Source organism: Streptomyces parvus, assembly GCF_014648875.1.
GTDB lineage: Bacteria > Actinomycetota > Actinomycetes > Streptomycetales > Streptomycetaceae > Streptomyces > Streptomyces parvus.
This window is the reverse complement of record NZ_BMRY01000005.1, coordinates 76,863-101,586: the sequence shown is the minus strand read 5'-3', so window position 1 is coordinate 101,586 and position 24,724 is coordinate 76,863. Positions and strand designations below refer to the sequence as shown.

Here is a 24,724-nt window from a genome sequence, read left to right as displayed (position 1 = left end):
ACCGTCACGCCGAATCCTGCCGTCGGTCGAAGGGAACAGACGCGTAAGCGCCGTAGGCAGGAGCGGGGGACCCAGGTAGGCCGCCGGGTCCGCACGGCCCCCTCCGAGGGGGCGTACGGGACCGGCTAGGGGTGAAGCCGTGCGCAAGGACGCACGGCCGGGCAACTCATCAGCCCGAACCCGACAGCTCACCTCGTAGGCGTCGGTGAGGAGATTCGTTCCATGCTGCTGAACAGCAAGGGCAAGCACCGCCGCCCGTCCAAGGCCACCCGCATCGCCACCCTCGCGGGTGTCACCGGTGCCGCCGTCGCCGTCCCGCTGATGGGCGCGACCAACGCTTCCGCCGCCTCCGTCGAGACCTGGGACGCCGTCGCCCAGTGCGAGTCCGGCGGCAACTGGTCCATCAACACCGGCAACGGCTACTACGGCGGACTGCAGTTCTCGCAGTCCAGCTGGGCCGCCGCCGGCGGTACGCAGTACGCCGCGCGCGCCGACCTGGCCTCCAAGGACCAGCAGATCGCCACCGCCGAGAAGCTCCTCGACATGCAGGGGCCGGGTGCCTGGGCCTGCGCCGGCGCCGGCGGCCTCACCAACGACGGTGTGGACCCGGGCGTGAACCCCGGCGGCTCCGGCCAGTCCGAGAGCAAGCCCGAGCAGGCGCAGCCCCAGCGCCAGGCCGAGCAGCCCACCACGCGCAGCGAGCAGCGCGAGGCGCCCAAGGCTGAGAGCAAGAAGACCGTCACCACGCCGACCGGCGAGAAGGTCAAGAAGGGTGACGGCGAGTACAAGGTCAAGGCCGGCGACACCCTGAGCAAGATCGCTGACAAGGAAGGCGTCAAGGGCGGCTGGAGCAAGCTCTTCAAGCTCAACGACGACATCGTCGAGGACGCGGACCTGATCTTCCCGGGCCAGCAGCTCCACCTGAAGTAATCGCCGTCTCTCCTCCCCGGAGGAGAGGTGTCCGGCGGCACCCCTCCTCGCACGGCTTCCCGGCCCGGCGCGCTCTTCCCCCCTGCGCGCCGGGCCGGGTTCTTCGTCGGGAGAGGCCGCGGATGAGCGCGGTTGCGTTCACCTCTTGTTGTTACCGACCAGTAGATATCTAGAGTTCTGTCCCGTTATGCAGGCCCTTGGGTCCTTTTTCGTCCCAGGAGGCGGGCGGGCGGCCGACGGACGCGGCCGGGCCGGATAGGCTCGGGTCGCAAGGCCACAGTGACCCTGCACAACCAGTGTCAGATCCCAGAAGGAGATGCCTCGTGCCGTCCATCGACGTCGTCGTAGCCAGGGAAATCCTCGACTCCCGGGGCAACCCCACGGTCGAGGTCGAGGTCGGCCTCGACGACGGCAGCACGGGCCGTGCTGCCGTTCCGTCCGGCGCCTCCACCGGTGCGTTCGAGGCCATCGAGCTTCGCGACGGTGACCCCAACCGCTACCAGGGCAAGGGCGTCGAGAAGGCCGTCCTCGCCGTCATCGAGCAGATCGGCCCGGAGCTCGTCGGGTACGACGCCACCGAGCAGCGCCTCATCGACCAGGCGATGTTCGACCTGGACGCCACCGAGAACAAGGCCTCGCTCGGCGCGAACGCCATCCTCGGCGTCTCGCTGGCCGTCGCGCACGCCGCCTCCGAGGCGTCCGACCTGCCGCTCTTCCGCTACCTCGGCGGCCCGAACGCGCACCTGCTGCCCGTTCCGATGATGAACATCCTGAACGGCGGCTCGCACGCCGACTCCAACGTGGACATCCAGGAGTTCATGATCGCCCCGATCGGCGCGGAGTCCTTCTCCGAGGCCCTGCGCTGGGGCGCGGAGATCTACCACACGCTGAAGAAGGTCCTCAAGACCAAGGGCCTGTCCACCGGACTCGGCGACGAGGGCGGCTTCGCCCCGAACCTGGAGTCCAACCGCGCCGCCCTGGACCTCATCGTCGAGGCCATCAAGGAGGCCGGCTACGTCCCGGGCCGCGACATCGCGCTCGCGCTCGACGTCGCCGCGTCCGAGTTCTACAAGGACGGCGTCTACGAGTTCGAGGGCAAGTCCCGCTCGGCCGCCGAGATGACCGAGTACTACGAGGAGCTCGTCTCCGCGTACCCGCTGGTCTCCATCGAGGACCCGCTGTACGAGGACGACTGGGCCGGCTGGAAGGTCATCACCGACCGCATCGGCTCCAAGGTGCAGATCGTCGGCGACGACCTCTTCGTCACCAACCCCGAGCGCCTGGCCCGCGGCATCGAGGAGGGCTCCGCCAACGCCCTGCTCGTCAAGGTCAACCAGATCGGTTCGCTGACCGAGACCCTGGACGCCGTCGAGCTGGCCCAGCGCAACGGCTTCAAGTGCATGATGTCGCACCGCTCCGGCGAGACCGAGGACGTCACCATCGCCGACCTCGCCGTCGCCGTGAACTGCGGCCAGATCAAGACCGGCGCCCCGGCCCGCTCGGACCGCGTCGCCAAGTACAACCAGCTGCTGCGCATCGAGGAGATCCTCGACGACGCCGCGGTGTACGCGGGCCGCTCCGCCTTCCCGCGCTTCAAGGGCTGACCCGCAGCGTCAAGTCGGTGGCCTCCGCCCGTCCCCGCACCCGGTCCCGTACCGTGTGCGGGGACGGACGTATGTGATGGGGAGGCGGGGAGACATGGCCGGGAAGGACCGCGACCGGTTCTCCACCGCGACCAGGCTGCGGCTGCTCGGCGAGCAGACCGCGGCCCGCGTGTACCGGTCCCAGAACCGCCGCCAGGCCCGCCGCTCCCGGCTCACCGGCCGGGCCGCGTTCCTGGCGCTGGTGGTCTGCTCCCTGGTGGTGGCGCTCGCCTATCCGATGCGGCAGTACGTCTCCCAGCGCGACGAGATCGCCGAGCAGGAGCGGCTCTCGCAGGAGGCGCAGCGGCGCACCGAGGAGCTGCGGGACGAGAAGGCGCGGCTCCAGGACGACGCGTACATCATGCGTCTGGCCCGCCAGCACCTGCATTACGTACTTCCCGGGGAGACCGGCTACACCGTGGCCGACCCCGACGCGGCGAAGGACCGTCGGTCGGAGCCCGGGGCGAGCGACCGCCCTTGGCACTCCAACCTCTGGGACGGCGTGGACAGCGCCGACCGTGACGACCGCGGCTGACCGGACCCGCGACCCCCTCAACGAGCTTCGAGCAGAACCAAGGCAGGCATGGAAACGCCCCCTCCGCAGACCGAGTCCACCAAGCCCACCGACGCGGACATCGCCGCGTTCGAGCAGCAGCTCGGCCGCCCGCCGCGCGGTCTGCGCGCCATCGCGCACCGCTGCCCGTGCGGCAACCCGGACGTGGTGGAGACCCAGCCCCGTCTGGAGGACGGCACGCCGTTCCCGACGACGTACTACCTGACCTGCCCCCGGGCGGCCTCGGCGATCGGCACGCTGGAGGCCAACGGGGTCATGAAGGAGATGACGGCCCGTCTGGGGACCGACCCGGAGCTGGCGAAGGCCTACCGGGCCGCGCACGAGGACTACATCACCCGCCGCGACGCCATCGAGGTCCTGGAGGGCTTCCCGAGCGCGGGCGGCATGCCGGACCGGGTGAAGTGCCTGCACGTCCTGGTCGGCCACTCGCTGGCCGCCGGGCCCGGGGTCAACCCGCTGGGCGACGAGGCCATCGCGATGCTGCCCGAGTGGTGGGCCAAGGGCCCCTGTGTCGCGCCGTGCGCGCCGACGGGCGAGGACGACGGGTGGACGGTCGACGAGGGGGACGAGGGCCACTTCGCCTTCCGCCCGCTGGACGGCCCCGCCGACGGGAAGGGCGCGTGACCCGGGTCGCCGCCGTCGACTGCGGCACCAACTCCATCCGGCTCCTCGTCGCCGACGTCGACCCCGCCACCGGCTCCTTCACCGAGCTGGACCGGCGGATGACGATCGTCCGCCTCGGCCAGGACGTCGACCGGACCGGCCGGCTCGCCCCCGAGGCGCTGGAGCGGACCTTCGCGGCCTGCCGCGCGTACGCCGCCGCGATCGAGGAGCTCGGCGCGGAGCGGATCCGCTTCGTCGCCACCTCCGCCTCCCGCGACGCCGAGAACAGCGCCGAGTTCGTGGCCGGGGTGCGGGACATCCTGGGCGTCGAGCCCGAGGTGATCACCGGCGACCAGGAGGCCCAGCTCTCCTTCGACGGGGCCACCAAGGAACTGGCCGGCAGCGACCATCTGACGAAGCCGTACCTGGTCGTCGACATCGGCGGCGGCTCCACCGAGTTCGTCCTCGGCTCGGACCAGGTGGAGGCGGCCCGGTCCGTCGACATCGGCTGCGTACGGATGACGGAGCGCCACCTCGTGGTGGACGGGGCCGTCATGGACCCGCCGAGCCACGAGCGGGCCGCCGCGATCCGCGCGGACATCGACGCCGCCCTCGACATCGCCGAGAAGACCGTGCCGCTCACCGGGGCGGGCACGCTCGTCGGCCTCGCGGGCACCGTCACCACGGTCGCCGGGATCGCGCTGGAGCTGGCGGAGTACGACTCCGGGGCGATCCACCACTCCCGGGTCTCCCGCGGCCAGGTCCGCGCGATCACCGAGCACCTGCTGCGCTCGACGCACGAGGAGCGCGCCGCGATCCCCGTGATGCACCCGGGCCGGGTCGACGTGATCGGGGCCGGGGCGCTCGTCCTGCTCGCGGTGATGGAGCGGACGGGAGCCCACGAGGTCGTCGTGAGCGAGCACGACATCCTGGACGGCATCGCGTGGAGCGCGGCGGGCTGACAGGGCCCGGCGCTCGATCGCTTCGCGACCTGCACATCTGAGCCGCCCACCGGCTTCGGCGGGCGGCTCGGCGGTCCCCTTCCGGGGCGTGCCGCGAGAAAGTTCGTGAACTTCTTCACAAGGAATTGGGCCCTGTCGGGCGCGGTTCGGGGTCCGTACGCCCCTCCGGGGCACCCTCGGGGCCGCGGAGGGGCGTCGCGGGCACGTTCCACGGGTGTTGCGCCCGGGTGAAAAGGGACGGTGGTTCACCCCGGCCGAAGGGTCAAGGGCCAGCTCACAAGCGGTGAACAACGTTTCCCGCGGTGTTGTGGTTCCCTTTCGTGCCCATGACCTGGGTCACGTGGGCGGCGAAGTGTAGCAGAGGGTCGGTCAATCCTTGTGAAGGGGCTCACGAGCACCCCCCTGGGGCGGGGTGGATACTCGATGGCATGAGCACCACGGAGCGTCCCAGGATCCTCGTTGTAGGCGGTGGGTACGTAGGCCTGTACGCAGCTCGTCGCATTCTGAAGAAGATGCGATACGGAGAGGCGACCGTCACGGTCGTCGACCCGCGGTCGTACATGACGTACCAGCCCTTCCTCCCCGAAGCTGCCGCCGGCAGCATCTCGCCTCGGCATGTCGTCGTCCCGCTGCGACGCGTGCTGCCCAAGGCTGAGGTTCTCACCGGTCGTGTCACGACCATCGACCAGGACCGCAAGGTCGCCACGGTCGCGCCGCTCGTCGGCGAGGCCTACGAGCTGCCCTTCGACTACCTGGTCATCGCGATGGGCGCGGTCTCCCGCACCTTCCCGATCCCCGGCCTCGCCGAGCAGGGCATCGGCATGAAGGGGATCGAGGAGTCCATCGGTCTGCGCAACCACGTCCTGGAGCAGCTGGACAAGGCCGACTCCACGACCGACGAGGACGTCCGCCGCAAGGCGCTGACGTTCGTCTTCGTGGGCGGCGGCTTCGCCGGCGCGGAGACCATCGGCGAGGTCGAGGACATGGCCCGCGACGCGGCGAAGTACTACACGAACGTGAAGCGCGAGGACATGCGCTTCATCCTCGTCGACGCCGCCGACAAGATCCTTCCCGAGGTCGGCCCGAAGCTGGGCGCCTACGGCAAGGAGCACCTGGAGAGCCGCGGCGTGGAGATCTACCTCTCCACCTCGATGGACTCCTGCGTCGACGGCCACGTGGTGCTGAAGAACGGCCTGGAGGTCGACTCCAGCACCATCGTGTGGACCGCCGGTGTGAAGCCGAACCCGGCGCTGGCCCGCTTCGGTCTGCCGCTCGGCCCCCGCGGCCACGTGGACACCTCCGAGAAGCTCCAGGTGCAGGGCACCGACTACATCTGGGCCGCGGGCGACAACGCCCAGGTGCCGGACATGGTCGGCCGCCGCGCCGGCAACCCGAACGCCTGGTGCCCGCCCAACGCCCAGCACGCGCTGCGTCAGGCGAAGGTCCTCGGCGACAACGTGATCTCCGGCATGCGGGGCTTCCCGCAGAAGGAGTACAGCCACGCCAACAAGGGTGCGGTCGCCGGTCTCGGCCTGCACAAGGGCGTCGCGATGATCGTCATGGGCAAGGTGAAGATCAAGCTCAAGGGCCGTCTCGCCTGGTACATGCACCGCGGCTACCACGGCATGGCCATGCCGACCTGGAACCGCAAGATCCGGGTCTTCGCCGACTGGACGCTGGCGATGTTCCTCAAGCGCGAGGTCGTCTCGCTCGGCGCCATGGAGACGCCGCGCGAGGAGTTCTACGAGGCCGCCAAGCCGGCCCCGGCTCCGGCCGCCGCCAAGCCCGAGGGCGAGAAGGCCAAGGCCTCCTGACCCTCCGGTGACCCGCTCCGCGAGGAGCGCTCCGTACGACGCCCGAAGGGGCCGTCCGCCATCCGTGGTGCGGACGGCCCCTTCGGCGTACCCGGGCGCGGGTCAGGGCAGAGGCCCGGCGGGCCGCGGTGGCCCGGCCCCGCCGATGTGGGTGGGACGTACACGCGCTTTGCCCATTCGTTGCCCGGTAGCGGGATGACGGAGTGTGCGGGAAGAGTTGACGCGGGTGTACCTCGCGACGGCGCCCGGGGTGTCGTGGGCGGGGTTACGAGCACGTCTGTTGCCCGTCGTTCCTGCTCTGCTTGCTGTGCTTGTCGTGCTTGTCGGGGAAACACCACGGAGGTGTGCGCCATGGCAGACGCCGCGCCGCGGCTGACCGCTCTCGCCGAAGAGTTGCTCTCGGAACCCCTGCCGGTCCGGATCCGGGCCTGGGACGGCAGCGAGTCGGGGCCGCCCGACGCCCCGGCCCTCGTGATTTGCCACCGCCGCGCCCTGCGCCGCCTCCTGTGGAAGCCCGGCGAACTGGGCCTGGCCCGCGCCTGGGTGGCCGGGGAGATCGATGTCGACGGCGATCTGTACGACGTGCTCGGCCGGATCGCCGGGCTGCTCTGGGACCGCGGCGCCGATGCCAAGGACGCCGTCCACCCGGTCCGCGACCCCAAGGTCCGCGCCTTCGCCCGCGGCCTCCTCGACCTCGCCGGGCCCTGGCCGCCGCCCGCCCCGCCCGCCGAGGAGGTGCGCCGCCGCACCGGCCCGCTGCACACCAGACGCCGTGACAAGCAGGCCATCAGCCACCACTACGACGTCGGCAACGACTTCTACGCCCTGGTCCTCGGCCCCTCCATGGTCTACTCCTGCGCCTACTGGCAGGACGGCGGCACCCTGGAGGACGCCCAGCGCGACAAGCTCGACCTGGTCTGCCGCAAGCTCGGCCTGAAGGACGGCGACCGGCTCCTGGACGTCGGCTGCGGCTGGGGCTCGATGGCCATCCACGCCGCCCGCCACTACGGGGCCCGGGTCACCGGCGTCACCCTCTCCCGGGAACAGGCCGCCCACGCCCGCAAGCGCATCGCCGAGGAGGGCCTGACCGACCGGATCGAGATCCGCGTCCAGGACTACCGGGACGTGTGCGACGGCCCGTACGACGCGATCTCCTCGATCGGCATGGCCGAGCACGTCGGCTCGGTCCGCTACCGCGAGTACGCCGAGGACCTCTACGCCCTCCTGAAGCCCGGCGGCCGCCTCCTGAACCACCAGATCGCCCGCCGCCCCGAGAGGAACGAGGACGCCTACCGCATCGACGCGTTCATCGACGCCTACGTCTTCCCCGACGGCGAACTGGCCCCGGTCGGCCGCACCCTGGCCACCCTGGAGGAGGCCGGCTTCGAGGCGCGGGACGTCGAGGCCCTGCGCGAGCACTACGCACTGACCCTGCGCCAGTGGGTGGCCAACCTGGAGCGGCACTGGGAGCAGGCGGTACGCGCCACCTCCCCGGGCCGGGCCAGGGTCTGGCGGCTGTACATGGCGGCCTCGGCCCTCTCCTTCGAGCACAACAAGATCGGCGTCAACCAGATTCTCGCGGTGCGCCCGCTCGACGACGGCGGCTCCCGGCTGCCGCTGCGCGCCCGGGAGTGGACTGCGGAGGCCGATGCCTGACCCGTAACCCGTACGGCACGGGCGAGGGGCCGGTGCTCCGCTCACCAGCGGTGCACCGGCCCCTCGGGCCTCTCGTGTCCCGGCCCCGGGACGCGCGGCCGCTACTCCGTCTTGATCGCCGTCAGCATGTTGAGCTTCGCGGCGCTGCGGGCGGGCCACAGCGAGGCGAGGACGCCCACCAGGCCGGCCAGGAGCAGGAAGACGCCGAGCCGGTCCCACGGGATGACCAGGGCGTAGCCGGGGATGTCGGCGGACAGGGTCCGGCCGATCGCCCAGCCGAGGAAGACCCCGAGGCCGACCCCGATCACCGCGCCGAAGACCGAGATGACGACGGCTTCCAGACGGATCATCCGCTTGACGCGGCCCCGGTCGAGACCGATCGCGCGGAGCATGCCGATCTCCTGCTGCCGCTCGAACACCGACATCGCGAGGGTGTTGACGACCCCGAGGACCGCGATCAGCAGGGCCATGGCGAGCAGCCCGTACATGATGTTCAGTGCGGTGTTGATGAAGCCGCCGAACATGTCACGGATGTCCTGCCGGTCCATGACGCTCATCGCCGGGTTGTCACCGAGCGCGTCCACGATGGACTGCTCGTTGGCCTTGCTGGCGCCGCCGTCCGCCTTGATCCAGATCTCGCGGATCTCCGGGCGGGTCGAGGCACTGTGCCGGTCGGCCAGCTCCTTCGGGATCACGAAGGGGGAGAGGAACTCGTTCTCCTTGTAGGTCGCGCCGACCTTCAGCTCGCCCTTCTTGTCGTCGTCGAACTTCACGGGAAGAGTGTCGCCGGTCTTCCAGCCGTGCTTCTTCGCGGTCTTGGAGCCGACCGCGATCTGGCCGTCCTTCAGCGAGGCCAGCGAACCGGACTCGGTCGTCAGGGCGAAGACCTTCTCCACATCCCCCGGGGTGACGCCGGAGGCCGAGAAGTAGTCGCCGTCGACCTCGAACCACGCCGCCTGCTGCGGGGAGAGCGCGGAGACGCCGTCGGCCTTCGACAGGGCCGTGAGCGCGGACTCGTCGAGCGAGTCGCCGCTCGCCATCGAGACCAGGTAGTCGGCCTTGATGTTGTCCGTGGTCATCTTGTCGATGGCCTGGCCGAGCGTGACGCCGAGCACCGAGATGCCGGTGACCAGGGTCAGCCCGATGGCCAGGGCGGAGGCGGTGGCTCCGGTCCGCCGCGGGTTGCGGACGGCATTCTGCGAGGCCAGCTTCCCGGAGACGCCGAACAGCTTCTTCAGCAGCGGCCGCACCAGCGCGATCACCGGGCGGGAGAGCAGCGGGATCAGGATGATGACGCCGATGAGGGCGAAGAACGCGCCCGCGGCGACCAACTGCCGGCCGGAGGTGCCGCCGGTCGCGGCACCGCCGACGATGCCGGCGGAGCCGAGCAGGGTGATCACGCCGCCGATCGAGTTCCGTACGACGAGGGACTTGACGGAGGCGGTGGCGTGGACGCTGCTCATCGCGGCGACCGGTGCGATCTTCGCGGCCCGGCGGGCGGGCAGCCAGGCGGCCAGCACGGTGATCAGGATGCCGACCGCGAAGGCGGAGATCACGGCGGTGGGCGAGACGACCAGCGGACCGGCCGGGATCTTGCCGCCTATGAGGCCCATCGCGGAGCGCAGACCGGTGGCGAGGCCGAGACCGAGGACGAAGCCGATGACGGAGGCGAGGGTGCCGACGAAGGCGGCCTCCAGCAGCACCGAGCGCTTCACCTGGCGGCGGGTGGCGCCGATGGCGCGCATCAGGGCCAGCTCACGGGTCCGCTGGGCGATCAGCATCGTGAAGGTGTTGGCGATGAGGAAGATGCCGACGAACAGCGCGATGCCCGCGAAGGCCAGCAGCATGGTGTTGAGGCTGGTCAGGCCGGACTCGATGTCCTTGGCCTGCTGGTCGGCGAGCGCCTTGCCGGTCTGTGCGGTGGCGTCCTTGGGCAGCAGCGGCTCGATCTCGTCCAGCAGCTTCTGGTCGGAGACCCCGCCCGCGGCGCTGACCGTGGCGTTCTGGAAGACACCGGGCTTCAGATAGAGCTTCTGGGCGGTCGGGGTGTCGAACAGCACGAGGCTGCCGCCCGCGTTGACCGCGCCGTCCTCGGTGGTGAAGATCCCCGAGAGGGTGTACTCCTTCACCGGGCCGTTGGTCGCGACCCGTACCGGGTCGCCGACCTTGTACTCGCCCTTGCTCGCGGTGTCCTTGTCGAGTGCGACCGAGCCGTTCTTCGCCGGGCCCGAGCCCTCGACGAAGGTGTACTGGGCGTCCTTGCCGTCCTTGCCGGGGGAGAAGTTCGCCCCCGTGTTGGACCAGCCGTTGCCGATCAGCTTGCCGTCGGGGTCGGCGACCCCGGCGAAGCCGTTGACGCGCCCGGTGGCGGAGGCGACGCCGTCCAGGCCCCGGATCTTCTCCAGGGTGGCGTCGTCGATGCCGGGGGTCTTCTCGTCGTCGCCGGCGTAGGTCTCGATGGAGACGGCGACGTTGTCGTAGCTCTTGGCGGACTGGTTGCGGAAGGCGTTGCCGAGGGTGTCGGTGAAGACCAGCGTGCCGGAGACGAACGCTACGCCGAGCATGACGGCGAGCACGGTCATCAGCAGCCTGGCCTTGTGCGCGAGCACATTGCGCAGGGCGGTACGGAACATGTCTGTGTCCTGGGATGGGTTCCGGAAGGGGAGGGCGGGGCGCGCGGGTACGGGCCGGGTACGGCGGCCGTACGCGTCAGCCGTGCGGCGGCCGGTCGCGGTGACCGGCCGCGGGCGTCAGCTGGTGCGGCCCTTCGCGTCGAACGCCTTCATCCGGTCGAGGACGCCGTCGGCGGTCGGGTGCATCATCTGGTCGACGACCGCGCCGTCCGCCAGGAAGATGACCCGGTCCGCGTAGGAGGCGGCCACCGGGTCGTGCGTCACCATCACCACGGTCTGGCCCAGCTCGCGCACCGAGTTGCGCAGGAAGCCCAGCACCTCGGCGCCGGAGCGGGAGTCCAGGTTTCCGGTCGGCTCGTCACCGAAGATGATCTCGGGCTGCGCGGCCAGGGCGCGGGCCACGGCCACACGCTGCTGCTGACCGCCGGACAGCTCGGTCGGGCGGTGCTTCAGCCGCTCGGAGAGACCGACCATGTCGATCACCTTCTGGAGCCACGCGGCGTCCGGCTTACGGCCCGCGATGTCCATCGGCAGGGTGATGTTCTCCAGCGCGGTGAGCGTCGGGAGCAGGTTGAACGCCTGGAAGATGAAGCCGATCTTGTCCCGGCGCAACTGGGTGAGCTGCTTGTCCTTCAGCGTGGACAGCTCGGTCTCGCCGATCCGCACCGATCCGCTGCTGAAGCTGTCGAGTCCGGCGACGCAGTGCATCAGCGTCGACTTGCCGGAGCCCGACGGGCCCATGATCGCGGTGAATTCACCCTGCGGGAAGTCCACGGTCACCCGGTCCAGGGCGACGACCTGCGTCTCGCCCTCGCCGTAGACCTTCGACAGCTCCGTGGCGCGGGCAGCCACCGCGGTGGCGCGGTGAACGGTGGGGGTGGTGGTCACTGGGACGCTCCTGGTTCGGGTGGTGCGGATGGGGCCTGGGCCGTGGTGAGACGGGCGCTGACGCCATGCCTCGGGGACTTACTCCATCCTTACGGCCCGATCGCGTCCGGTCGTCACTCCCGATGCCCGTTCCCGGGGCCCTCTTGAGTCGCATCACGGGCGTGGATCCGTCCTCCTCGGGTATGACATCGACCCTGAGTGGAGTAGTGCGACCGCCTGACGGTCACCCAGCGTGAGCGGACGAGGGTGGGGGCGGGGAACGGGCGGCGGCGCGCGGGCCCTCCCGGAGCGGTGCCGGCCGCGGGGCCGGAGCGCGGCGGCGGCCGAGGGTGGCGGACACCCTGGCGAGGCCTGGCGCGGACCTGGCGCGTTGGGCCGTACGGGTGCGGCGACTTTCCGTCATTCCGATGCGGCGCGCACATCGCCCGGGATCGGCCGCGGGCGTGTGGTCAGCCCGGCCCGATGTGCTGACGACCCCTCAAGCGGTCAATAAAATAGGACAACATCGCGCCACTGTTCCGCTGATCGAGGGACAGCCCCGGATAGGGTCGGTAGCCAGACGCGGAGCCGCGCGGCACGCCCGGATGGTGGAACGTAGACACGGCGAGCTTAAACCTCGCTGCCCCTCGGGGGCGTGCCGGTTCGAGTCCGGCTCCGGGCACCACGCGCCGCACGCTGCGTGACCCGGCGTGAACGGTTCGCATCCAGGGCCCCGCGCGTCGCCGCGGGAACACGCGGGCTGCCGGAAAGATCCTCCCCGGGCACTAGGGTGATTCCTTTGCCTACCCATTACTCTTGTGGCAAGGCCACGCAGTGTGGCCATGGAGGAGTGAGATGAGGAGCAGCAACCCGGTCTTCTCGCGACGGGGGTTCAGCCGCGACAACGGCCACGCGGGCTTCAACGCGGCGCCGCAGGCCGGGGCCCCCGCGACGGGCAACCCGTACGCACAGGGCACCGCCGCCAACCCGTACGCCACGAACCCCTACGCGCAGACGGACATGCACGGCGCCCCGCAGGCGCCCGCCCGTACCGACGCGATGACCATCGACGGCGTGGTGACGCGCACGGCGATGACGCTCGGCACCGTGATCCTGGCCGCCGCCGTCGCGTGGTGGGTCATGCCGGTCGACCAGGCGAACCTGGGCAGCGCCTACGGCGTGGCCATCGGCGCCGCGCTCATCGGCTTCGTGCTGTCGCTGGTCAACTCGTTCAAGCGCCGGCCTTCGCCCGCGCTGATCCTGACCTACGCGGCGTTCGAGGGTGTCTTCCTCGGCATCGTCAGCAACATCGTCAGCATGTACGTCGCCCCCGGCGCCGCGATGCAGGCGGTGCTCGGCACCATGGCGGTCTTCGCCGGTGTGCTGATCGCCTACCGCACCGGGCTGATCCGGGTCACGCGCCGCTTCTACGGCTTCGTGATGGCGGCCGCCATCGGCTTCATGCTGCTGATGATGGTCAACCTCCTGTTCGCCGTGTTCGGCGGCGGTGACGGCCTCGGCTTCCGCAGCGGCGCCCTCGGTGTCGTCTTCGGCATCGTGGCCATCGTCATCGGTGCGGCCATCCTCGCCCTGAACTTCAAGCAGGTCGAGGACGGCATCGCGTACGGCGCTCCCCGTGAGGAGGAGTGGCTGGCCGCGTTCGGCCTCACCGTGACCCTGGTGTGGATCTACATCGAGATGCTGCGCCTGGTCGCGATCCTCAGCGGCGACGACTGAGCGGCCCCGTAGTACCCGCAGTACCCCGTAGCACCGGAACGGCCCGCAGGCATGGCGCCTGCGGGCCGTTCCGCGTGCGGGGTGCGGGGTGCGGGGTGCGGGGTGCGGGGTGAGGGGTGCGTGCGGTGCGGATGTGCGGATCGGGCCGTTGGCGGGGGCGCGGGCGGGGCGCGTAGGGTCGGCCGGGTGCTCGATACGACGCCCCTGATCCTGGCCGTGGACCGTTTCGCCGACCGGCTGCGCTCGGCCCCGCAGAGCCGCCTCCAGCGCGGTGCCGCCGCCGAGGCGCTGGCCGCCGCCCGGGAGCTCGCCGCCCGGGCGCAGCGGCTGGAGAACCCGGCCGCCGAGCCGCGGGAGCTGCCGGACGCAGGGATGTTCGCCGTGGGCGACCAGCTCGCCGTCGTCGGCCGGGACCTGGCCGCGGCACTGGAAACGGCCCCGTCCCAGGAGCTGGACGAGGCCGTGCGGTATGTCGGCGAAGCGGCGGCGCGGGCTTTCGCGTGAGCGGCGCGGGTGCGCGTACGAGCGGCCCGCGCCCGGCGGTCAGAACGAGGCGATGACGCGGTCGGCGAGGATGTACACGTTGTCCTCGCCGCAGGAGAAGGTCAGCGCATAGGCACCCGAGACGCCCGAGCCCCCCAGCAGCACCGGCTGCCGGCCCGCCCGCAGCGCGTCCGCGAGCCGCTCGGCGGTCTCACGGTGGCCCGGGGTCATGCAGAGCGTGGTGCCGTCGGCGAAGACGTACACATCGAGCGTGCCCAGCGGGCCGGGCCGCACATCGGTCAGCTCGGTCGCGGTGTCGGCCAGCTCCTCGAGACGGTTCACGGTGCGCTCGTGGTCGGTGACCACCGGCGTCTGTACGGGAACGAAGTCCGGGTGCGAGGGGTGGCGGCGGCGGGCGGCGGCCAGCTCGGGGGAGTCCTCGGGGAACTCCGAGGTCTCCGGAAGCCCGGTCGCCAGGTCCGTCGACAGCTCCGTGTGCAGGTCCGTCGGCAGATCGGTCAGCTCACCGACCTCGTGCTCCGCGAGGGTCCGCTCGCTCAGCTCGACGAGCTCCTCCATCGCCTCGGCCGCCTCCAGGTCCATCGACTCCAGGCCGGCGAAGTCGGCCTGCCGGGGCAGGTAGTACGGGGCGTCGTCGCCCAGGCCGGGCAGACCGCCCAGCAGGGACGGGGCGTCGGCGGCGTCACGGGCTTCCTGCGCCGCCCAGAAAGCCCGCGCCTCGGCCAGCTCGCGCTCCCGCTCCTCGGCGAGCGCCTCGGCGACGGCCGCGCGTATCTCCTCGGCGGGAGTCGCCGTACTGCGGCTCTGCGGTGGCACCGAGGCGCCGGGAAGGTGGCTCGCGGCCAGCTCCGTGCGCAGCGCCACGACCTGCTTGCGCAGCCCGTGAGCGGCGTGCAGTGCGGCGGCGCCGACGGCCGTGGCAGCGGCGGTGGTCAGCAACAGGGCAAATGACATGGCGCTCACTGACATACTCCCGGTCTCAATCGATACCCCCGACTTCCTACATCAGCTTGGCCTGTACCGGTACGGGCTGTCAGTGCATTACGTCACGAAATGGACAGGTCTTTCGGTCCGATGTTTAGCCTCAAACCGGCCTGACCTGCGGAAACAACTCTCCCCCGGGATGCAGATCACATCCTGGGGGAGATTCGGTCACGGTCGGGGCTCGACGGGGTTAGCTGAGGCGCTCGATCACCATCGCCATGCCCTGGCCGCCGCCCACGCACATCGTCTCCAGGCCGAACTGCTTGTCGTGGAACTGGAGGCTGTTGATCAGCGTGCCGGTGATGCGGGCGCCGGTCATGCCGAAGGGGTGGCCGACCGCGATCGCGCCGCCGTTGACGTTGACCTTGTCCAGCGGCAGGCCGAGGTCCCGGTAGGAGGGGATGACCTGGGCGGCGAACGCCTCGTTGATCTCGGCGAGGTCGATGTCGTCGATGGTCAGGCCGGCCCGCTTCAGCGCCTGCTTGCTGGCCTCGACCGGGCCGTAGCCCATGATCTCGGGGGAGAGGCCGGAGACGCCGGTGGAGACGATCCGGGCCAGCGGGGTCAGGCCCAGCTCGCGCGCCTTGGTGTCGGACATGATCACCAGGGCCGCCGCGCCGTCGTTGAGCGGGCAGCAGTTGCCCGCGGTGACCAGGCCGTCGGGGCGGAACACCGGCTTCAGGCCCTGCACGCCCTCCATGGTGACGCCCGCGCGCGGACCGTCGTCCTTGGCGACGACCGTGCCGTCGGGGGTGGTGACCGGGGTGATCTCCCGCTCCCAGAAGCCGTTCTTCAGGGCTTCCTCGGCGAGGTTCTGCGACCGTACGCCGAACTCGTCCATGTCCTGGCGGGTGACGCCCTTGAGCCGGGCCAGGTTCTCCGCGGTCTGCCCCATCGCGATGTACGCGTCCGGGACGAGGCCGTCCTCGCGCGGGTCGTGCCAGTCGGTGCCGGTCTGCTCGGCGCGGGCCGCGGTGCGGGCCTCTGCCTCGGCGAACAGCGGGTTGTGCGTGTCCGGCAGGCTGTCGGAGTTGCCCTTGGCGAAGCGGGACACCATCTCGACACCGGCCGAGATGAAGACGTCGCCCTCGCCCGCCTTGATCGCGTGCAGCGCCATCCGGCTGGTCTGCAGCGAGGAGGAGCAGTAGCGGGTGACCGTACAGCCGGGAAGGTGGTCCATCCCCATCTGTACGGCGATGATGCGGCCCAGGTTGTTGCCCTGCTCGCCGCCGGGCAGACCGCAGCCCAGCATCAGGTCGTCGATGTCCTTCGGGTCCAGCTCGGGGACCTTGGCCAGCGCGGTCTGGATGATCGTGGCGGTCAGGTCGTCCGCGCGCAGGTCCTTCAGGGAACCCTTGAAGGCGCGGCCGATCGGCGAACGGGCGGCAGAGACGATCACGGCTTCGGGCATCACGCGGCTCCAAGGGGGCTGGAAGGCTGTGTGGACGGCAGAACTCCTCTGGAAGTTACCCGGACGTATCGCCGGGGTCACCCGGCAGGCCGTGTGATGCGGAACTCTTTTCTAAGCGCTTGCTCAGCACGGTCCGCCGGGTGACGCCACCCGTTACGCGTGCCCGTGGGCGGCGTCCGGGTGGACGTGCGGGGTGGGTTCCGTGGAGGCGGGCAGACGCCGCCGCCTGCGGTGCTTGAGGAGGGCCCAGGGAGCCCGCGCCCCCGTGACCTCCGTACCGGCTTCCCGGGCCGCCTGGGACGCGGCCTTGGCCACCGGGAGGATGTCCTCGCGCCGTGCGCCGTCCAGCCGGTCGGTCTCCGGCCACAGGCCCAGCACCGCGCACAGCGTGGGCAGCACCGCCATGGCCGCCGTGGCGTACCCCTCGGCGGAGGGGTGGTAGTTGTCCGGGCCGAACAGTTCGCGCGGGTTCGCCGCGAACTCGGGGCCCAGCAGGTCGCCCAGCGACACCGTCCGCCCGCCCTGCTCCACCGTGCCGATCGTCTGCGCCGCCGCCAGCTGCCGGCTGACCCGCCGGGCCAGCCAGCGCAGCGGCTGGTAGACCGGCTCGATCGTGCCCAGGTCCGGACAGGTCCCGACGACCACCTCCGCCCCCGCCGTCCGCAGCCTGCGCACCGCCGTCGTCAGACAGCGCACCGACTGGGTCGCGGGCATCCGGTGGGTGACGTCGTTCGCCCCGATCATGATCACGCAGACGTCCGGGACCCGCGCCGGATCCGCGAGCAGCAGCGACACCTGCCGCTCCAGATCGTCCGACCGGGCCCCGGGCAGGGCCACGTTCCGCAGATCGACCGGCCGCTCGGCCACCGCCGCGAGCCCCGAGGCCAGCAGGGCGCCCGGGGTCTGCCCGGCCCGCCGCACCCCCTGGCCCGCGGCCGTCGAATCCCCGAGCATCCCGAGCCGCATGGCGTCGTTCGGCCCGGCGAACGCCACTCCGTACCGCCCGTCCGCGCTCGGCGGAACCGGAGCCGTCCCGCCGCCGACCTGCCTCTTCGCGAGCTGGACCTCCGCCAGGAACACGCCCACGGCCGCCGCACCGATCAACCCGATGCTGCCACCGCCGTAAGCCGCGCCCGCCGCGATCCGCCGTGCCACCCTTGCTCTCGACACAGTCCGGTCCACCTCCTCCTCGCCGTACAGCCGTACACGTACCTACTTGCCCCGCTCGGGGCTCCGCGTACTCCTTCCCGTACGCACAGTGCGTCCCGTACGCATACTCTGGGCCGGACCATCTCGGAGATCCCGGAGTACACGGTGCAATTCCACGATTCGATGATCAGTCTTGTCGGCAACACCCCGCTGGTGAGGCTGCGCAACGTCACGGCAGGTATCCAGGCGACCGTCCTGGCCAAGGTCGAGTACTTCAACCCCGGCGGGTCCGTGAAGGACCGCATCGCGCTGCGCATGATCGAGGCGGCCGAGCAGAGCGGGGAGCTGAAGCCCGGCGGCACGATCGTCGAGCCGACCAGCGGCAACACCGGCGTCGGCCTCGCCATCGTCGCGCAGCAGAAGGGCTACAAGTGCATCTTCGTCTGCCCGGACAAGGTGTCCACGGACAAGATCAACGTGCTGCGGGCGTACGGCGCCGAGGTCGTCGTCTGCCCCACCGCCGTTGACCCCGAGCACCCGGACTCGTACTACAACGTCTCCGACCGGCTGGTCACCGAGACGCCCGGCGCCTGGAAGCCCGACCAGTACTCCAACCCGAACAACCCGCGCTCGCACTACGAGACCACCGGTCCCGAGCTGTGGGAGCAGACGGAGGGGAAGATCACCCACTTCGTCGCGGGAGTCGGCACCGGCGGCACCATCAGCGGCACCGGCCGCTACCTCAAGGAGATCAGTGTCGGCGCGGTCCAGGTCATCGGCGCGGACCCGGAGGGCTCCGTCTACTCCGGCGGCTCCGGGCGGCCGTATCTGGTCGAGGGCGTCGGCGAGGACTTCTGGCCGAGCGCCTACGACCGCAATGTGACGGACGAGATCGTCCCGGTGTCCGACAAGGACTCCTTCCAGATGACCCGCCGCCTCGCCAAGGAGGAGGGCCTGCTCGTCGGCGGCTCCTGCGGCATGGCGGTCGTCGGCGCCCTGGAGGTCGCCAAGCGGCTCGGCCCCGACGATGTCGTCGTGGTCCTGCTCCCCGACAGCGGGCGCGGCTACCTCAGCAAGATCTTCAACGACGAGTGGATGGCGGACTACGGCTTCCTGGAGGACTCCGGCACCTCCGCCAACGTCGGTGCGGTCCTGGACTTCAAGGAGGGCCCGATGCCCTCCCTCGTCCACATGCACCCGGAGGAGACGGTCGGCGAGGCCATCGACGTACTGCGCGAGTACGGCGTCTCCCAGATGCCGATCGTGAAGCCGGGCGCCGGCCACCCTGACGTGATGGCCGCCGAGGTCATCGGTTCCGTCGTGGAACGGCAGCTGCTGGACGCGCTGTTCACCCAGCGCGCCTCGCTGAGCGACCCGCTGGAGAAGCACATGTCGGCCCCGCTGCCGCAGGTCGGCTCCGGCGAACCGGTCGAGGACCTCATGGCCGTGCTCAGCGGCACGGACGGCGCCGACGCGGCGATCGTGCTCGTCGAGGGCAAGCCGAAGGGCGTCGTGAGCCGCCAGGACCTGCTGGCGTTCCTGGCCAAGGACGCGGGCACGGCGAAGGCCTGACGGTCCGTCCCCCACGGACCGGCCCGGCCGGTCCGTGGGGCCTCGCAGAGCCGGTCGCGGGGCTTCGCGGAAACGGTACGAGCGTGTCACGTCCGCGCAGCACCCGCTTAACACGCCTCCGGCACATTGGTGGGTGTCGGCAGGGAAACCCGCCGGCACCCAGAACGGCGACACCGGACTACGGAGCGGCTCCCGGACCTCCACCGTCGCCCGGACGCGAGCGACCGGCCCTGACCCGGTCCGCGTCCCTCGCGGGGACCGCCGTCGTCCCGCCCCCCGGGCAACCGGGGGTGCGGCGGTCCCCGCGACATGAGCTCCCGGACACGGCCCCTTCCCCGGGCGCAGTCCTTCCCGGCCCTGCGCCGGGCTCAGTCCTTCCAGTCGGACGATGCCCTTTCGTCCCGGCGCCGGAACAGCCCCCCGCCCCGTGCCGCCTGGAACGCGTTGACGCCGACGATGCCGAGCCAGGCCACCACCAGCCCCCCGATACCGGCGTTCACGACACCGATCGCGGACAGCGGGACGGCCAGGATCAGGGAGACGATCCCCAGGGCGTGCCGTTCTCCGAAGGTCTCCGGCTGAGCCGGCGGCGTGCCTCGGGCGCCGGCCGTCTGCTGCTCGGCGAGCTGGCGGCGGACCCGGCGGTCGAGCGTGGTGCCGAGGCGCTGCTCGACCTTCTCCAGGAACGATTCGATGAGCACGGACTCGTACTCCGCACCCAGCTCGCCGCGGGCCTGGAGGGTGGCGGCGAGCTCCTTCTTGAGCTCGTGGTCACGGGCTTCCATGGAGATGACGGTACGGAGTCCAGCTCCCCGTGACAGTAGGGCTAGCCCCCGAATTCCCTGGGGCCAACCCCCCCTTTACGGGGCTCCTGCATATGGACATACAGCAACCTTCCTGGCTGAATAGAATGGTCGCCGCCGGCCGGGCGCGACGGATCCGGCAAGACCCAGCAAGGGGACACCATGAGCGGGAGCAGCCCCGCCGCACGGTTGCAGCGGCTCTTCGAGGGCCACCGGCTCACGCCCACCCAGCGGCGCATCGCGCACTGCATGGTCCGCCGGGCCGCCGACGCGCCGTTCCTCTCCAGCGTCGAGCTGGCCGAGCTGGCCGGGGTCAGCCAGCCCTCCGTCACCCGCTTCGCCGTCGCCCTCGGCTTCGACGGCTATCCGGCGCTGCGCAGGCACCTGCGCGAGGTCGCGCCCGCCGAGGCGGAGCAGGAGGAGACGGGGGAGCGGTACAACGAGTACCAGCAGGCCGTCCGCGCCGAGATCGAGAACCTTCAGCACCTCTGTGACGTGCTCGCCGACCCCGCGCCCGTCGAACGGGCCGGGCGGCTGCTCGCCGGCTCCCGGCCCCTGCCGGTGCTCGGGCTGCGCGCCGCCTCCTCGCAAGCGCGCGGCTTCGGCTACTTCGCCGCCAAGGTGCACCCGGATGTCCGGGTGCTCGACGAGGGCGGCAGTATGCTGCCCGACCGGATCGACTCCGCCCGCCGGGCCGGGGCCACCGCCCTGATGTGCTTCGCCCTGCCGCGCCACCCCAAGGAGTGCGTGGACGCGCTCGCGTACGCCCAGGACCAGGGGCTGACCGTCGTGACGGTCGCCGACTCCGCGTTCGCACCCGTCGCCAAGCACAGCGATCTGCTGCTCCCGGCGGCGATCGGCTCCGGGCTCTCCTTCGACACCGTCTGTGCGCCGATGCTGCTCGGCCGGGTGCTGCTGGAGGCGATGTGCGACGGACTTCCGGACGCCCAGGCGCGGTTGGAGGAGTTCGACGTACGGGCGGCGGCGCGCGGTCTGTTCGTGGAGTGAGAGCCCCGGCCTCGCGCCGCCCCGGACGCGTCAGACCTCCAGCTCGGCCTCGATCTTCTTCAGCTGGTGGCGGGCCATCGCCAGGTTCGCCCGGCCGGCGTCCAGCACCAGGTAGAGGAACAGGCCGTTGCCGCCGCGGGTCTTGAGCAGCCGGATCAGGTGGTACTGGGTGCTCAGCGTGATGAGGATGTCCTCGATCTCCTCCTTGAGCCCGAGGTGCTCCATGGTGCGGAACTTGGCGCGGATCACGTCGGTGTTGCCCGCGGCGGCGACCTCCAGATTGAAGTCCTTCCCGCCGCCGAGCGTGCCGAGGGCCATCCCGCTCGTGTAGTCGACGAGGGCGACACCCGTGGTGCCCTCGATCGAGCTCATCGCTTCCTTCAGTGTCGCTTCGGTGTTCGCCATGGAGGCTCGTTTCCTTTCCCTGGCCGGTCGCGGTGACCGGGTCCGTTTCTGTGCCGGCCGCTGGGCCGGTTTCCGTGCGGGCTGGTGCTCGGGCTTCTGCGTGATGGCTGAGTCCCGGTGGTTGTGGCGGTACGGGTGGGGGGAATCGGACGGCCGCTGCGCGAAGGTGCGTTACGTGGGGCGTTGCGGCAGGGCGCGGTCGGGTGCGGTGGCCGGGCGCGGCGGCGCGGCACGTGGGGTGGCGCGGGGAGTGGCCGCGGCCGGGCGCTCGACGCGCTCCAGCGCGGTGTCGACGAGTTCGCCGATCCGGGCGCCCGCGCGGCGGCCCTCCAGATGGAGTCGGCCGACGTTGATGCGGTCCTCGGCGAGCAGGGTCAGGACGGCGGAGGAGCCTGCGGCGTACGTGGCGATGTAGCCGCTGCCGCCGCGGACCAGCAGTTCCCGGAAGCCGCCCCGGCCGGTGGCGTCGGTCATCCGGATGGAGACGCCGAGGGCGGCCGCGGTGAGGGCGGCGACGCCCTCCGCCTCGACGCCCGGGGTGTCGTGGGCCAGGACGAGCCCGTCGGTGGAGGCGGCCAGCGCCCCGGAGAGCAGCGGGACCCGGGCGCGTAACCGCTGGAGCTCGTCGAGGACATCACGCACTTCGGCCTCGGGCACCATCAGCTGTCTCCTCCCGGCACGCTGTCTGAGCGCGCGTATCACAGGGCCTCCAATGCGTCTCGGAGTCGGCGCAGCAGGGCGATATCGGGGTCGGCCGTCACCTCGGGGAGCGTGATCCGGCCGGGCGTCGCGGCGGCCGGCAGGGGCTGGGCACGGACCGCCTCCACCAGACCGGCCGCGGCGAGCCGTCGCAGGTCGACCAGGATGTGGAACGCGGAGCGGCCCAGCGCCTGCGCGATGTCCGAGGCCGTACGGACCCCGTCGACCAGCTCCAGGAGCCTGCGCTGCCGGGCCGGGACCGGGGCGTCCCTCCCGTGGACCGTCCGCAGGAGCGGGGCGCTGTCGCAGGCCGGATCGGGCCAGATCCGGTCCAGGAACTCCCGTCTGCGCAGCGTCTCGCGCTCCACGGCGGCGACCGGGACGGGCCGCACCGGACCGATCCAGTGCGCCACCCCGTAACGGAAGCGGGCGGGCGTCCCGGTCGGGGCGAGGGCGAAGAACGCGGCGTCGTACAGCGCGCCCAGATGGCACAGCTCCAGGGCTCCGCCCGGCACATGGCCGCTGTCCACCAGATAGCGGCCGACCCGGCGGCCCGCCCCGGCCTGCGCCACCGCGTCCCACCAGCCCTCGTGCCGCAGGGTTCCGCCGGCGGTGAGCAGGACGTCGATGCCGGGGGTGGCGGGGCTCTCGGCGTGCACCACCTGGCCGTCGGCGAGGTACAGCGTGCCGCGGTCGCGCATCAGGGCGCCGGTGGCGCGCTCGGCGGCCAGGCGCTGGAGCATGGGGGAGAGGACCGGGAGCCGGTCCGTCCCGGCTGCGTCGGGGGCGGCGGCTATCGCGCTCATGCCAGCACCAGCCGCTCGGCCAGCTCGCCGAGCCGCCTCCGGGCGAGCGCGAGGTTGCCCGCCGAGCGGTCCAGCCACAGATGCAGGAAGACGCTGCTGTCGAATGCCGTCTCCACGAATCGGAGCATGTGGTATCCGTCGTGGGTGGTGACGATGACGTCTTCGACGGGCGTGCTCGGTGGTTCCGCGGTCTGTTCGCCTTCGGTGCCGAGGCGGGCGAAGGCGGGCTGTTCGGCGGTCATCCGCGCGACCTCCGCCGTCTCGGCGGCGGTCGCCTCGTGGTCGCCGTTGGGGGAGTCCCCGATGGTGCCGAGGGCGAGACCGCTCGTCCAGTCGACCACCGAGGCGCCCCGGGCACCGGGCAGCCTCATGACTTCGAGCAGGCACTCGTCGATTCCGGGCACGCGGATTTCCCTCCCGACGTGGCGTACGGCTGTAACGCAGAGGCTACGCAACGTGCTCACGGCTGGTGGAGGTTCTGGCATTTTCCTTTGGTACATGCCCTCCGGGGTGTAAAGGAGCGGCTGAAATGCGTTGGCCGGTAGGCGCGGTGACGTCCGGTCAGGCCGGGCCGGCACCGGACCTCTCGCGGGCGGTCATCACCACCTTGTTGAGCACCCACAGCCCGATCCCGATGAGCAGCAGGATTCCGGCCCGTACGTACACGTCGGAGCCCCGGTCGGCGAGCGGGCTCGCCAGGATCAGCGAGGTGAGCGCGCCGAGCACCGGGAGCGCCGTGGGTGTACGGAAGTGGTGGTGGTCCACCGGGTCCCTGCGCAGCACCAGTACGGCGATGTTGACCACGGCGAAGACGCAGAGCAGCAGGAACGAGGTGGTGTCGCCGAGCCCCTCGATCTCGCCGGTGGAGACCAGGCCGATCGCCAGGGCGGAGACGAAGACGATCCCGACCCAGGGGGTGCGCCGGCCGGCCAGCACCTTGCCCATCGTGGGCGGGAGGATGCGCTCGTTGGCCATGCCGTAGCAGAGCCGCGAGGCCATCATGATGTTGATCAGCGCCGAGTTGGTGACGGCGAACAGGGCGATCAGCGCGAAGAGTTTCGGCGGGAAATCGACGCCCCCGGCCTTCACCACCTCCAGCAGCGGGCCGCTGGATCCCGACAGGGTCTCGGAGTCGACCAGGAGCGAGGAGATCAGGGCGACCAGGACGTAGATGGTGCCGGTGACGCCCACGCCGATGAAGATGGCGCGGGGGAAGTTGCGGGCCGGGTTCCTGGTCTCCTCCGCCATGTTGACCGAGTCCTCGAAGCCCACGAACGCGAAGAAGCCGAGCGCGGTGGCCCCGAGGACGCCGGTGAGCAGGGCGTATCCGGTGCCGCCGGTCTCGATCTGGGTCAGCCGGCCGGGTTCGCCCTCGCCGCTGAGCACGGCGTACGCGCCGATCGCGAGGATCACCGCGAGCCCGCTGACCTCGACCAGGGTCAGGACGACGTTCGCCTTGACCGACTCGGCGACCCCGCGCAGGTTGATCGCGGCCAGGGCGAGGATGAACAGGATCGCGATCAGGGTCGGCGGCACCGCGTCGGTGAACTCGCCGAGGTAGTCGCCGCTGAACGCCCGTGCCGCCGCGCTCGCCGAGGACAGGCCCGAGCACATGACCATGAAGGCGACGACGAAGGTCAGGAAGGGGACCTTGAACGCCTTCTGGGTGTAGAGCGCGGCCCCGGCCGCCTTCGGGTACTTGCCGACCAGCTCCACGTACGAGGCCGCCGTCAGCAGCGCGACGGCGAAGCCGATCGCGAACGGCAGCCAGAGCGCGCCGCCGATCTTGCCCGCGACGTCTCCGGTGGTGGCGTAGATGCCGGTGCCGAGGATGTCGCCGATGACGAAGAGGATCAGCAGCTTGGGTCCGAGGGCGCGCTTGAGCGGCGGCGATCCGCCGTCCTTCTCGGACGCCTTGGCGCTTGCGGGTAGGTCGGGAGTGCTCATCGGTGCCTCCGGGACGG

The 24,724-nt window shown here is 71.1% G+C and carries 22 protein-coding genes, 1 tRNA gene and 1 riboswitch; of the genes, 12 read left to right on the top strand and 11 right to left on the bottom strand.

Features of this window, described 5'->3' with window-relative positions; all coding sequences use genetic code 11:
* Window positions 1-38: 38 nt before the first annotated feature.
* Window positions 39-217, top strand: a riboswitch (cyclic di-AMP (ydaO/yuaA leader).
* Between the two features lie 5 nt (window positions 218-222).
* The 7 genes from IE140_RS17245 (at window position 223) to IE140_RS17215 (ending at window position 8,182) form a co-directional block, all read left to right on the top strand.
* A complete protein-coding gene (locus IE140_RS17245) occupies window positions 223-930 on the top strand; it encodes a transglycosylase family protein (RefSeq protein ID WP_093441129.1) in 708 nt (235 codons plus the stop codon).
* Window positions 931-1,253: 323 nt separating this feature from the next.
* Window positions 1,254-2,534 (top strand): phosphopyruvate hydratase, encoded by a 1,281-nt coding sequence (eno, locus tag IE140_RS17240; protein ID WP_006125111.1) that lies wholly within the window; start codon window positions 1,254-1,256, stop codon window positions 2,532-2,534.
* 94 nt (window positions 2,535-2,628) lie between these two features.
* Window positions 2,629-3,108 (top strand): FtsB family cell division protein, encoded by a 480-nt coding sequence (locus IE140_RS17235; RefSeq protein WP_010071007.1) that lies wholly within the window; start codon window positions 2,629-2,631, stop codon window positions 3,106-3,108.
* 48 nt (window positions 3,109-3,156) lie between these two features.
* Window positions 3,157-3,771 (top strand): DUF501 domain-containing protein, encoded by a 615-nt coding sequence (locus IE140_RS17230; RefSeq protein ID WP_100561775.1) that lies wholly within the window; start codon window positions 3,157-3,159, stop codon window positions 3,769-3,771.
* A complete protein-coding gene (locus IE140_RS17225) occupies window positions 3,768-4,712 on the top strand; it encodes a Ppx/GppA phosphatase family protein (protein ID WP_093441123.1) in 945 nt (314 codons plus the stop codon). The genes IE140_RS17230 and IE140_RS17225 overlap by 4 nt, the downstream gene beginning before the upstream one ends.
* A gap of 428 nt (window positions 4,713-5,140) precedes the next feature.
* Window positions 5,141-6,526 (top strand): NAD(P)/FAD-dependent oxidoreductase, encoded by a 1,386-nt coding sequence (locus tag IE140_RS17220; protein ID WP_093441121.1) that lies wholly within the window; start codon window positions 5,141-5,143, stop codon window positions 6,524-6,526.
* Window positions 6,527-6,877: 351 nt separating this feature from the next.
* Window positions 6,878-8,182: a class I SAM-dependent methyltransferase gene (locus IE140_RS17215; RefSeq protein ID WP_150197528.1), complete on the top strand. Its 1,305-nt coding sequence runs from the start codon at window positions 6,878-6,880 to the stop codon at window positions 8,180-8,182.
* A 101-nt stretch (window positions 8,183-8,283) separates the two neighbouring features.
* On the opposite strand, the gene IE140_RS17210 is transcribed toward IE140_RS17215, so the two are convergent.
* Window positions 8,284-10,815: an ABC transporter permease gene (locus IE140_RS17210; RefSeq protein WP_150197529.1), complete on the bottom strand. Its 2,532-nt coding sequence runs from the start codon at window positions 10,813-10,815 to the stop codon at window positions 8,284-8,286.
* A 117-nt stretch (window positions 10,816-10,932) separates the two neighbouring features.
* Window positions 10,933-11,703: an ABC transporter ATP-binding protein gene (locus IE140_RS17205; RefSeq protein ID WP_006125104.1), complete on the bottom strand. Its 771-nt coding sequence runs from the start codon at window positions 11,701-11,703 to the stop codon at window positions 10,933-10,935.
* Window positions 11,704-12,281: 578 nt separating this feature from the next.
* On the opposite strand from IE140_RS17205, the gene IE140_RS17200 reads away from it, so the two are divergent.
* From IE140_RS17200 to IE140_RS17190, 3 genes are all read left to right on the top strand, one after another.
* Window positions 12,282-12,367: transfer RNA gene (locus tag IE140_RS17200), tRNA-Leu, on the top strand.
* Window positions 12,368-12,537: 170 nt separating this feature from the next.
* Window positions 12,538-13,419 carry a Bax inhibitor-1/YccA family protein gene (locus tag IE140_RS17195; protein ID WP_093441113.1) on the top strand — a complete coding sequence of 294 codons (882 nt, stop codon included), beginning with the start codon at window positions 12,538-12,540 and terminating at the stop codon, window positions 13,417-13,419.
* Window positions 13,420-13,605: 186 nt separating this feature from the next.
* The gene (locus IE140_RS17190; protein ID WP_032767286.1) at window positions 13,606-13,923 is read left to right on the top strand and encodes a hypothetical protein; all 318 of its coding nucleotides are present in this window, start codon (window positions 13,606-13,608) and stop codon (window positions 13,921-13,923) included.
* Window positions 13,924-13,962: 39 nt separating this feature from the next.
* On the opposite strand, the gene IE140_RS17185 is transcribed toward IE140_RS17190, so the two are convergent.
* From IE140_RS17185 to IE140_RS17175, 3 genes are all read right to left on the bottom strand, one after another.
* Window positions 13,963-14,877: a hypothetical protein gene (locus IE140_RS17185; RefSeq protein WP_372505036.1), complete on the bottom strand. Its 915-nt coding sequence runs from the start codon at window positions 14,875-14,877 to the stop codon at window positions 13,963-13,965.
* 220 nt (window positions 14,878-15,097) lie between these two features.
* The gene (locus tag IE140_RS17180; protein WP_032783648.1) at window positions 15,098-16,318 is read right to left on the bottom strand and encodes an acetyl-CoA C-acetyltransferase; all 1,221 of its coding nucleotides are present in this window, start codon (window positions 16,316-16,318) and stop codon (window positions 15,098-15,100) included.
* A gap of 153 nt (window positions 16,319-16,471) precedes the next feature.
* Window positions 16,472-17,473 (bottom strand): SGNH/GDSL hydrolase family protein, encoded by a 1,002-nt coding sequence (locus IE140_RS17175; protein ID WP_100561771.1) that lies wholly within the window; start codon window positions 17,471-17,473, stop codon window positions 16,472-16,474.
* Between the two features lie 159 nt (window positions 17,474-17,632).
* Between IE140_RS17175 and IE140_RS17170 the strand changes: the two genes are divergently transcribed.
* A complete protein-coding gene (locus tag IE140_RS17170) occupies window positions 17,633-19,039 on the top strand; it encodes a cystathionine beta-synthase (protein ID WP_150195077.1) in 1,407 nt (468 codons plus the stop codon).
* A 368-nt stretch (window positions 19,040-19,407) separates the two neighbouring features.
* Here the strand turns inward: IE140_RS17170 and IE140_RS17165 are convergent, their stop codons facing one another.
* Window positions 19,408-19,824 carry a hypothetical protein gene (locus IE140_RS17165; protein ID WP_150195079.1) on the bottom strand — a complete coding sequence of 139 codons (417 nt, stop codon included), beginning with the start codon at window positions 19,822-19,824 and terminating at the stop codon, window positions 19,408-19,410.
* 180 nt (window positions 19,825-20,004) lie between these two features.
* Here IE140_RS17165 and IE140_RS17160 point away from each other — a divergent pair, with 180 nt between their 5' ends.
* Window positions 20,005-20,850 carry a MurR/RpiR family transcriptional regulator gene (locus IE140_RS17160; protein ID WP_093441102.1) on the top strand — a complete coding sequence of 282 codons (846 nt, stop codon included), beginning with the start codon at window positions 20,005-20,007 and terminating at the stop codon, window positions 20,848-20,850.
* 30 nt (window positions 20,851-20,880) lie between these two features.
* On the opposite strand, the gene IE140_RS17155 is transcribed toward IE140_RS17160, so the two are convergent.
* The 5 genes from IE140_RS17155 to IE140_RS17135 form a co-directional block, all read right to left on the bottom strand.
* Window positions 20,881-21,255, bottom strand: a complete 375-nt coding sequence (locus IE140_RS17155; protein WP_150195081.1) for a hypothetical protein — start codon at window positions 21,253-21,255, stop codon at window positions 20,881-20,883.
* A 171-nt stretch (window positions 21,256-21,426) separates the two neighbouring features.
* Entirely contained in the window at window positions 21,427-21,915 is a 489-nt protein-coding gene (locus tag IE140_RS17150; RefSeq protein WP_010070995.1) for a roadblock/LC7 domain-containing protein, read from the bottom strand.
* A gap of 38 nt (window positions 21,916-21,953) precedes the next feature.
* Window positions 21,954-22,760: a helix-turn-helix domain-containing protein gene (locus tag IE140_RS17145; RefSeq protein ID WP_150195083.1), complete on the bottom strand. Its 807-nt coding sequence runs from the start codon at window positions 22,758-22,760 to the stop codon at window positions 21,954-21,956.
* On the bottom strand, window positions 22,757-23,164 hold the full coding sequence (locus IE140_RS17140) for a hypothetical protein (RefSeq protein ID WP_093441095.1): 408 nt from the start codon (window positions 23,162-23,164) through the stop codon (window positions 22,757-22,759). Before IE140_RS17140 ends, IE140_RS17145 begins: the two co-directional genes overlap by 4 nt.
* 157 nt (window positions 23,165-23,321) lie before the next feature.
* Entirely contained in the window at window positions 23,322-24,707 is a 1,386-nt protein-coding gene (locus IE140_RS17135) for an APC family permease (RefSeq protein WP_150195085.1), read from the bottom strand.
* Window positions 24,708-24,724 lie beyond the last annotated feature (17 nt).

Coding starts and splice junctions, on each gene's coding strand:
- IE140_RS17145 (WP_150195083.1), bottom strand. CDS start 22,760: ATGAGCGCGATAGCCGCCGCCCCCGACGCAGCCGGGACGGACCGGCTC.
- IE140_RS17135 (WP_150195085.1), bottom strand. CDS start 24,707: ATGAGCACTCCCGACCTACCCGCAAGCGCCAAGGCGTCCGAGAAGGAC.
- IE140_RS17215 (WP_150197528.1), top strand. CDS start 6,878: ATGGCAGACGCCGCGCCGCGGCTGACCGCTCTCGCCGAAGAGTTGCTC.
- IE140_RS17230 (WP_100561775.1), top strand. CDS start 3,157: ATGGAAACGCCCCCTCCGCAGACCGAGTCCACCAAGCCCACCGACGCG.
- IE140_RS17180 (WP_032783648.1), bottom strand. CDS start 16,318: ATGCCCGAAGCCGTGATCGTCTCTGCCGCCCGTTCGCCGATCGGCCGC.
- IE140_RS17220 (WP_093441121.1), top strand. CDS start 5,141: ATGAGCACCACGGAGCGTCCCAGGATCCTCGTTGTAGGCGGTGGGTAC.
- IE140_RS17210 (WP_150197529.1), bottom strand. CDS start 10,815: ATGTTCCGTACCGCCCTGCGCAATGTGCTCGCGCACAAGGCCAGGCTG.
- IE140_RS17235 (WP_010071007.1), top strand. CDS start 2,629: ATGGCCGGGAAGGACCGCGACCGGTTCTCCACCGCGACCAGGCTGCGG.
- IE140_RS17155 (WP_150195081.1), bottom strand. CDS start 21,255: ATGGCGAACACCGAAGCGACACTGAAGGAAGCGATGAGCTCGATCGAG.
- IE140_RS17165 (WP_150195079.1), bottom strand. CDS start 19,824: ATGGAAGCCCGTGACCACGAGCTCAAGAAGGAGCTCGCCGCCACCCTC.
- IE140_RS17185 (WP_372505036.1), bottom strand. CDS start 14,877: ATGTCATTTGCCCTGTTGCTGACCACCGCCGCTGCCACGGCCGTCGGC.
- IE140_RS17150 (WP_010070995.1), bottom strand. CDS start 21,915: ATGGTGCCCGAGGCCGAAGTGCGTGATGTCCTCGACGAGCTCCAGCGG.
- IE140_RS17160 (WP_093441102.1), top strand. CDS start 20,005: ATGAGCGGGAGCAGCCCCGCCGCACGGTTGCAGCGGCTCTTCGAGGGC.
- IE140_RS17245 (WP_093441129.1), top strand. CDS start 223: ATGCTGCTGAACAGCAAGGGCAAGCACCGCCGCCCGTCCAAGGCCACC.
- IE140_RS17195 (WP_093441113.1), top strand. CDS start 12,538: ATGAGGAGCAGCAACCCGGTCTTCTCGCGACGGGGGTTCAGCCGCGAC.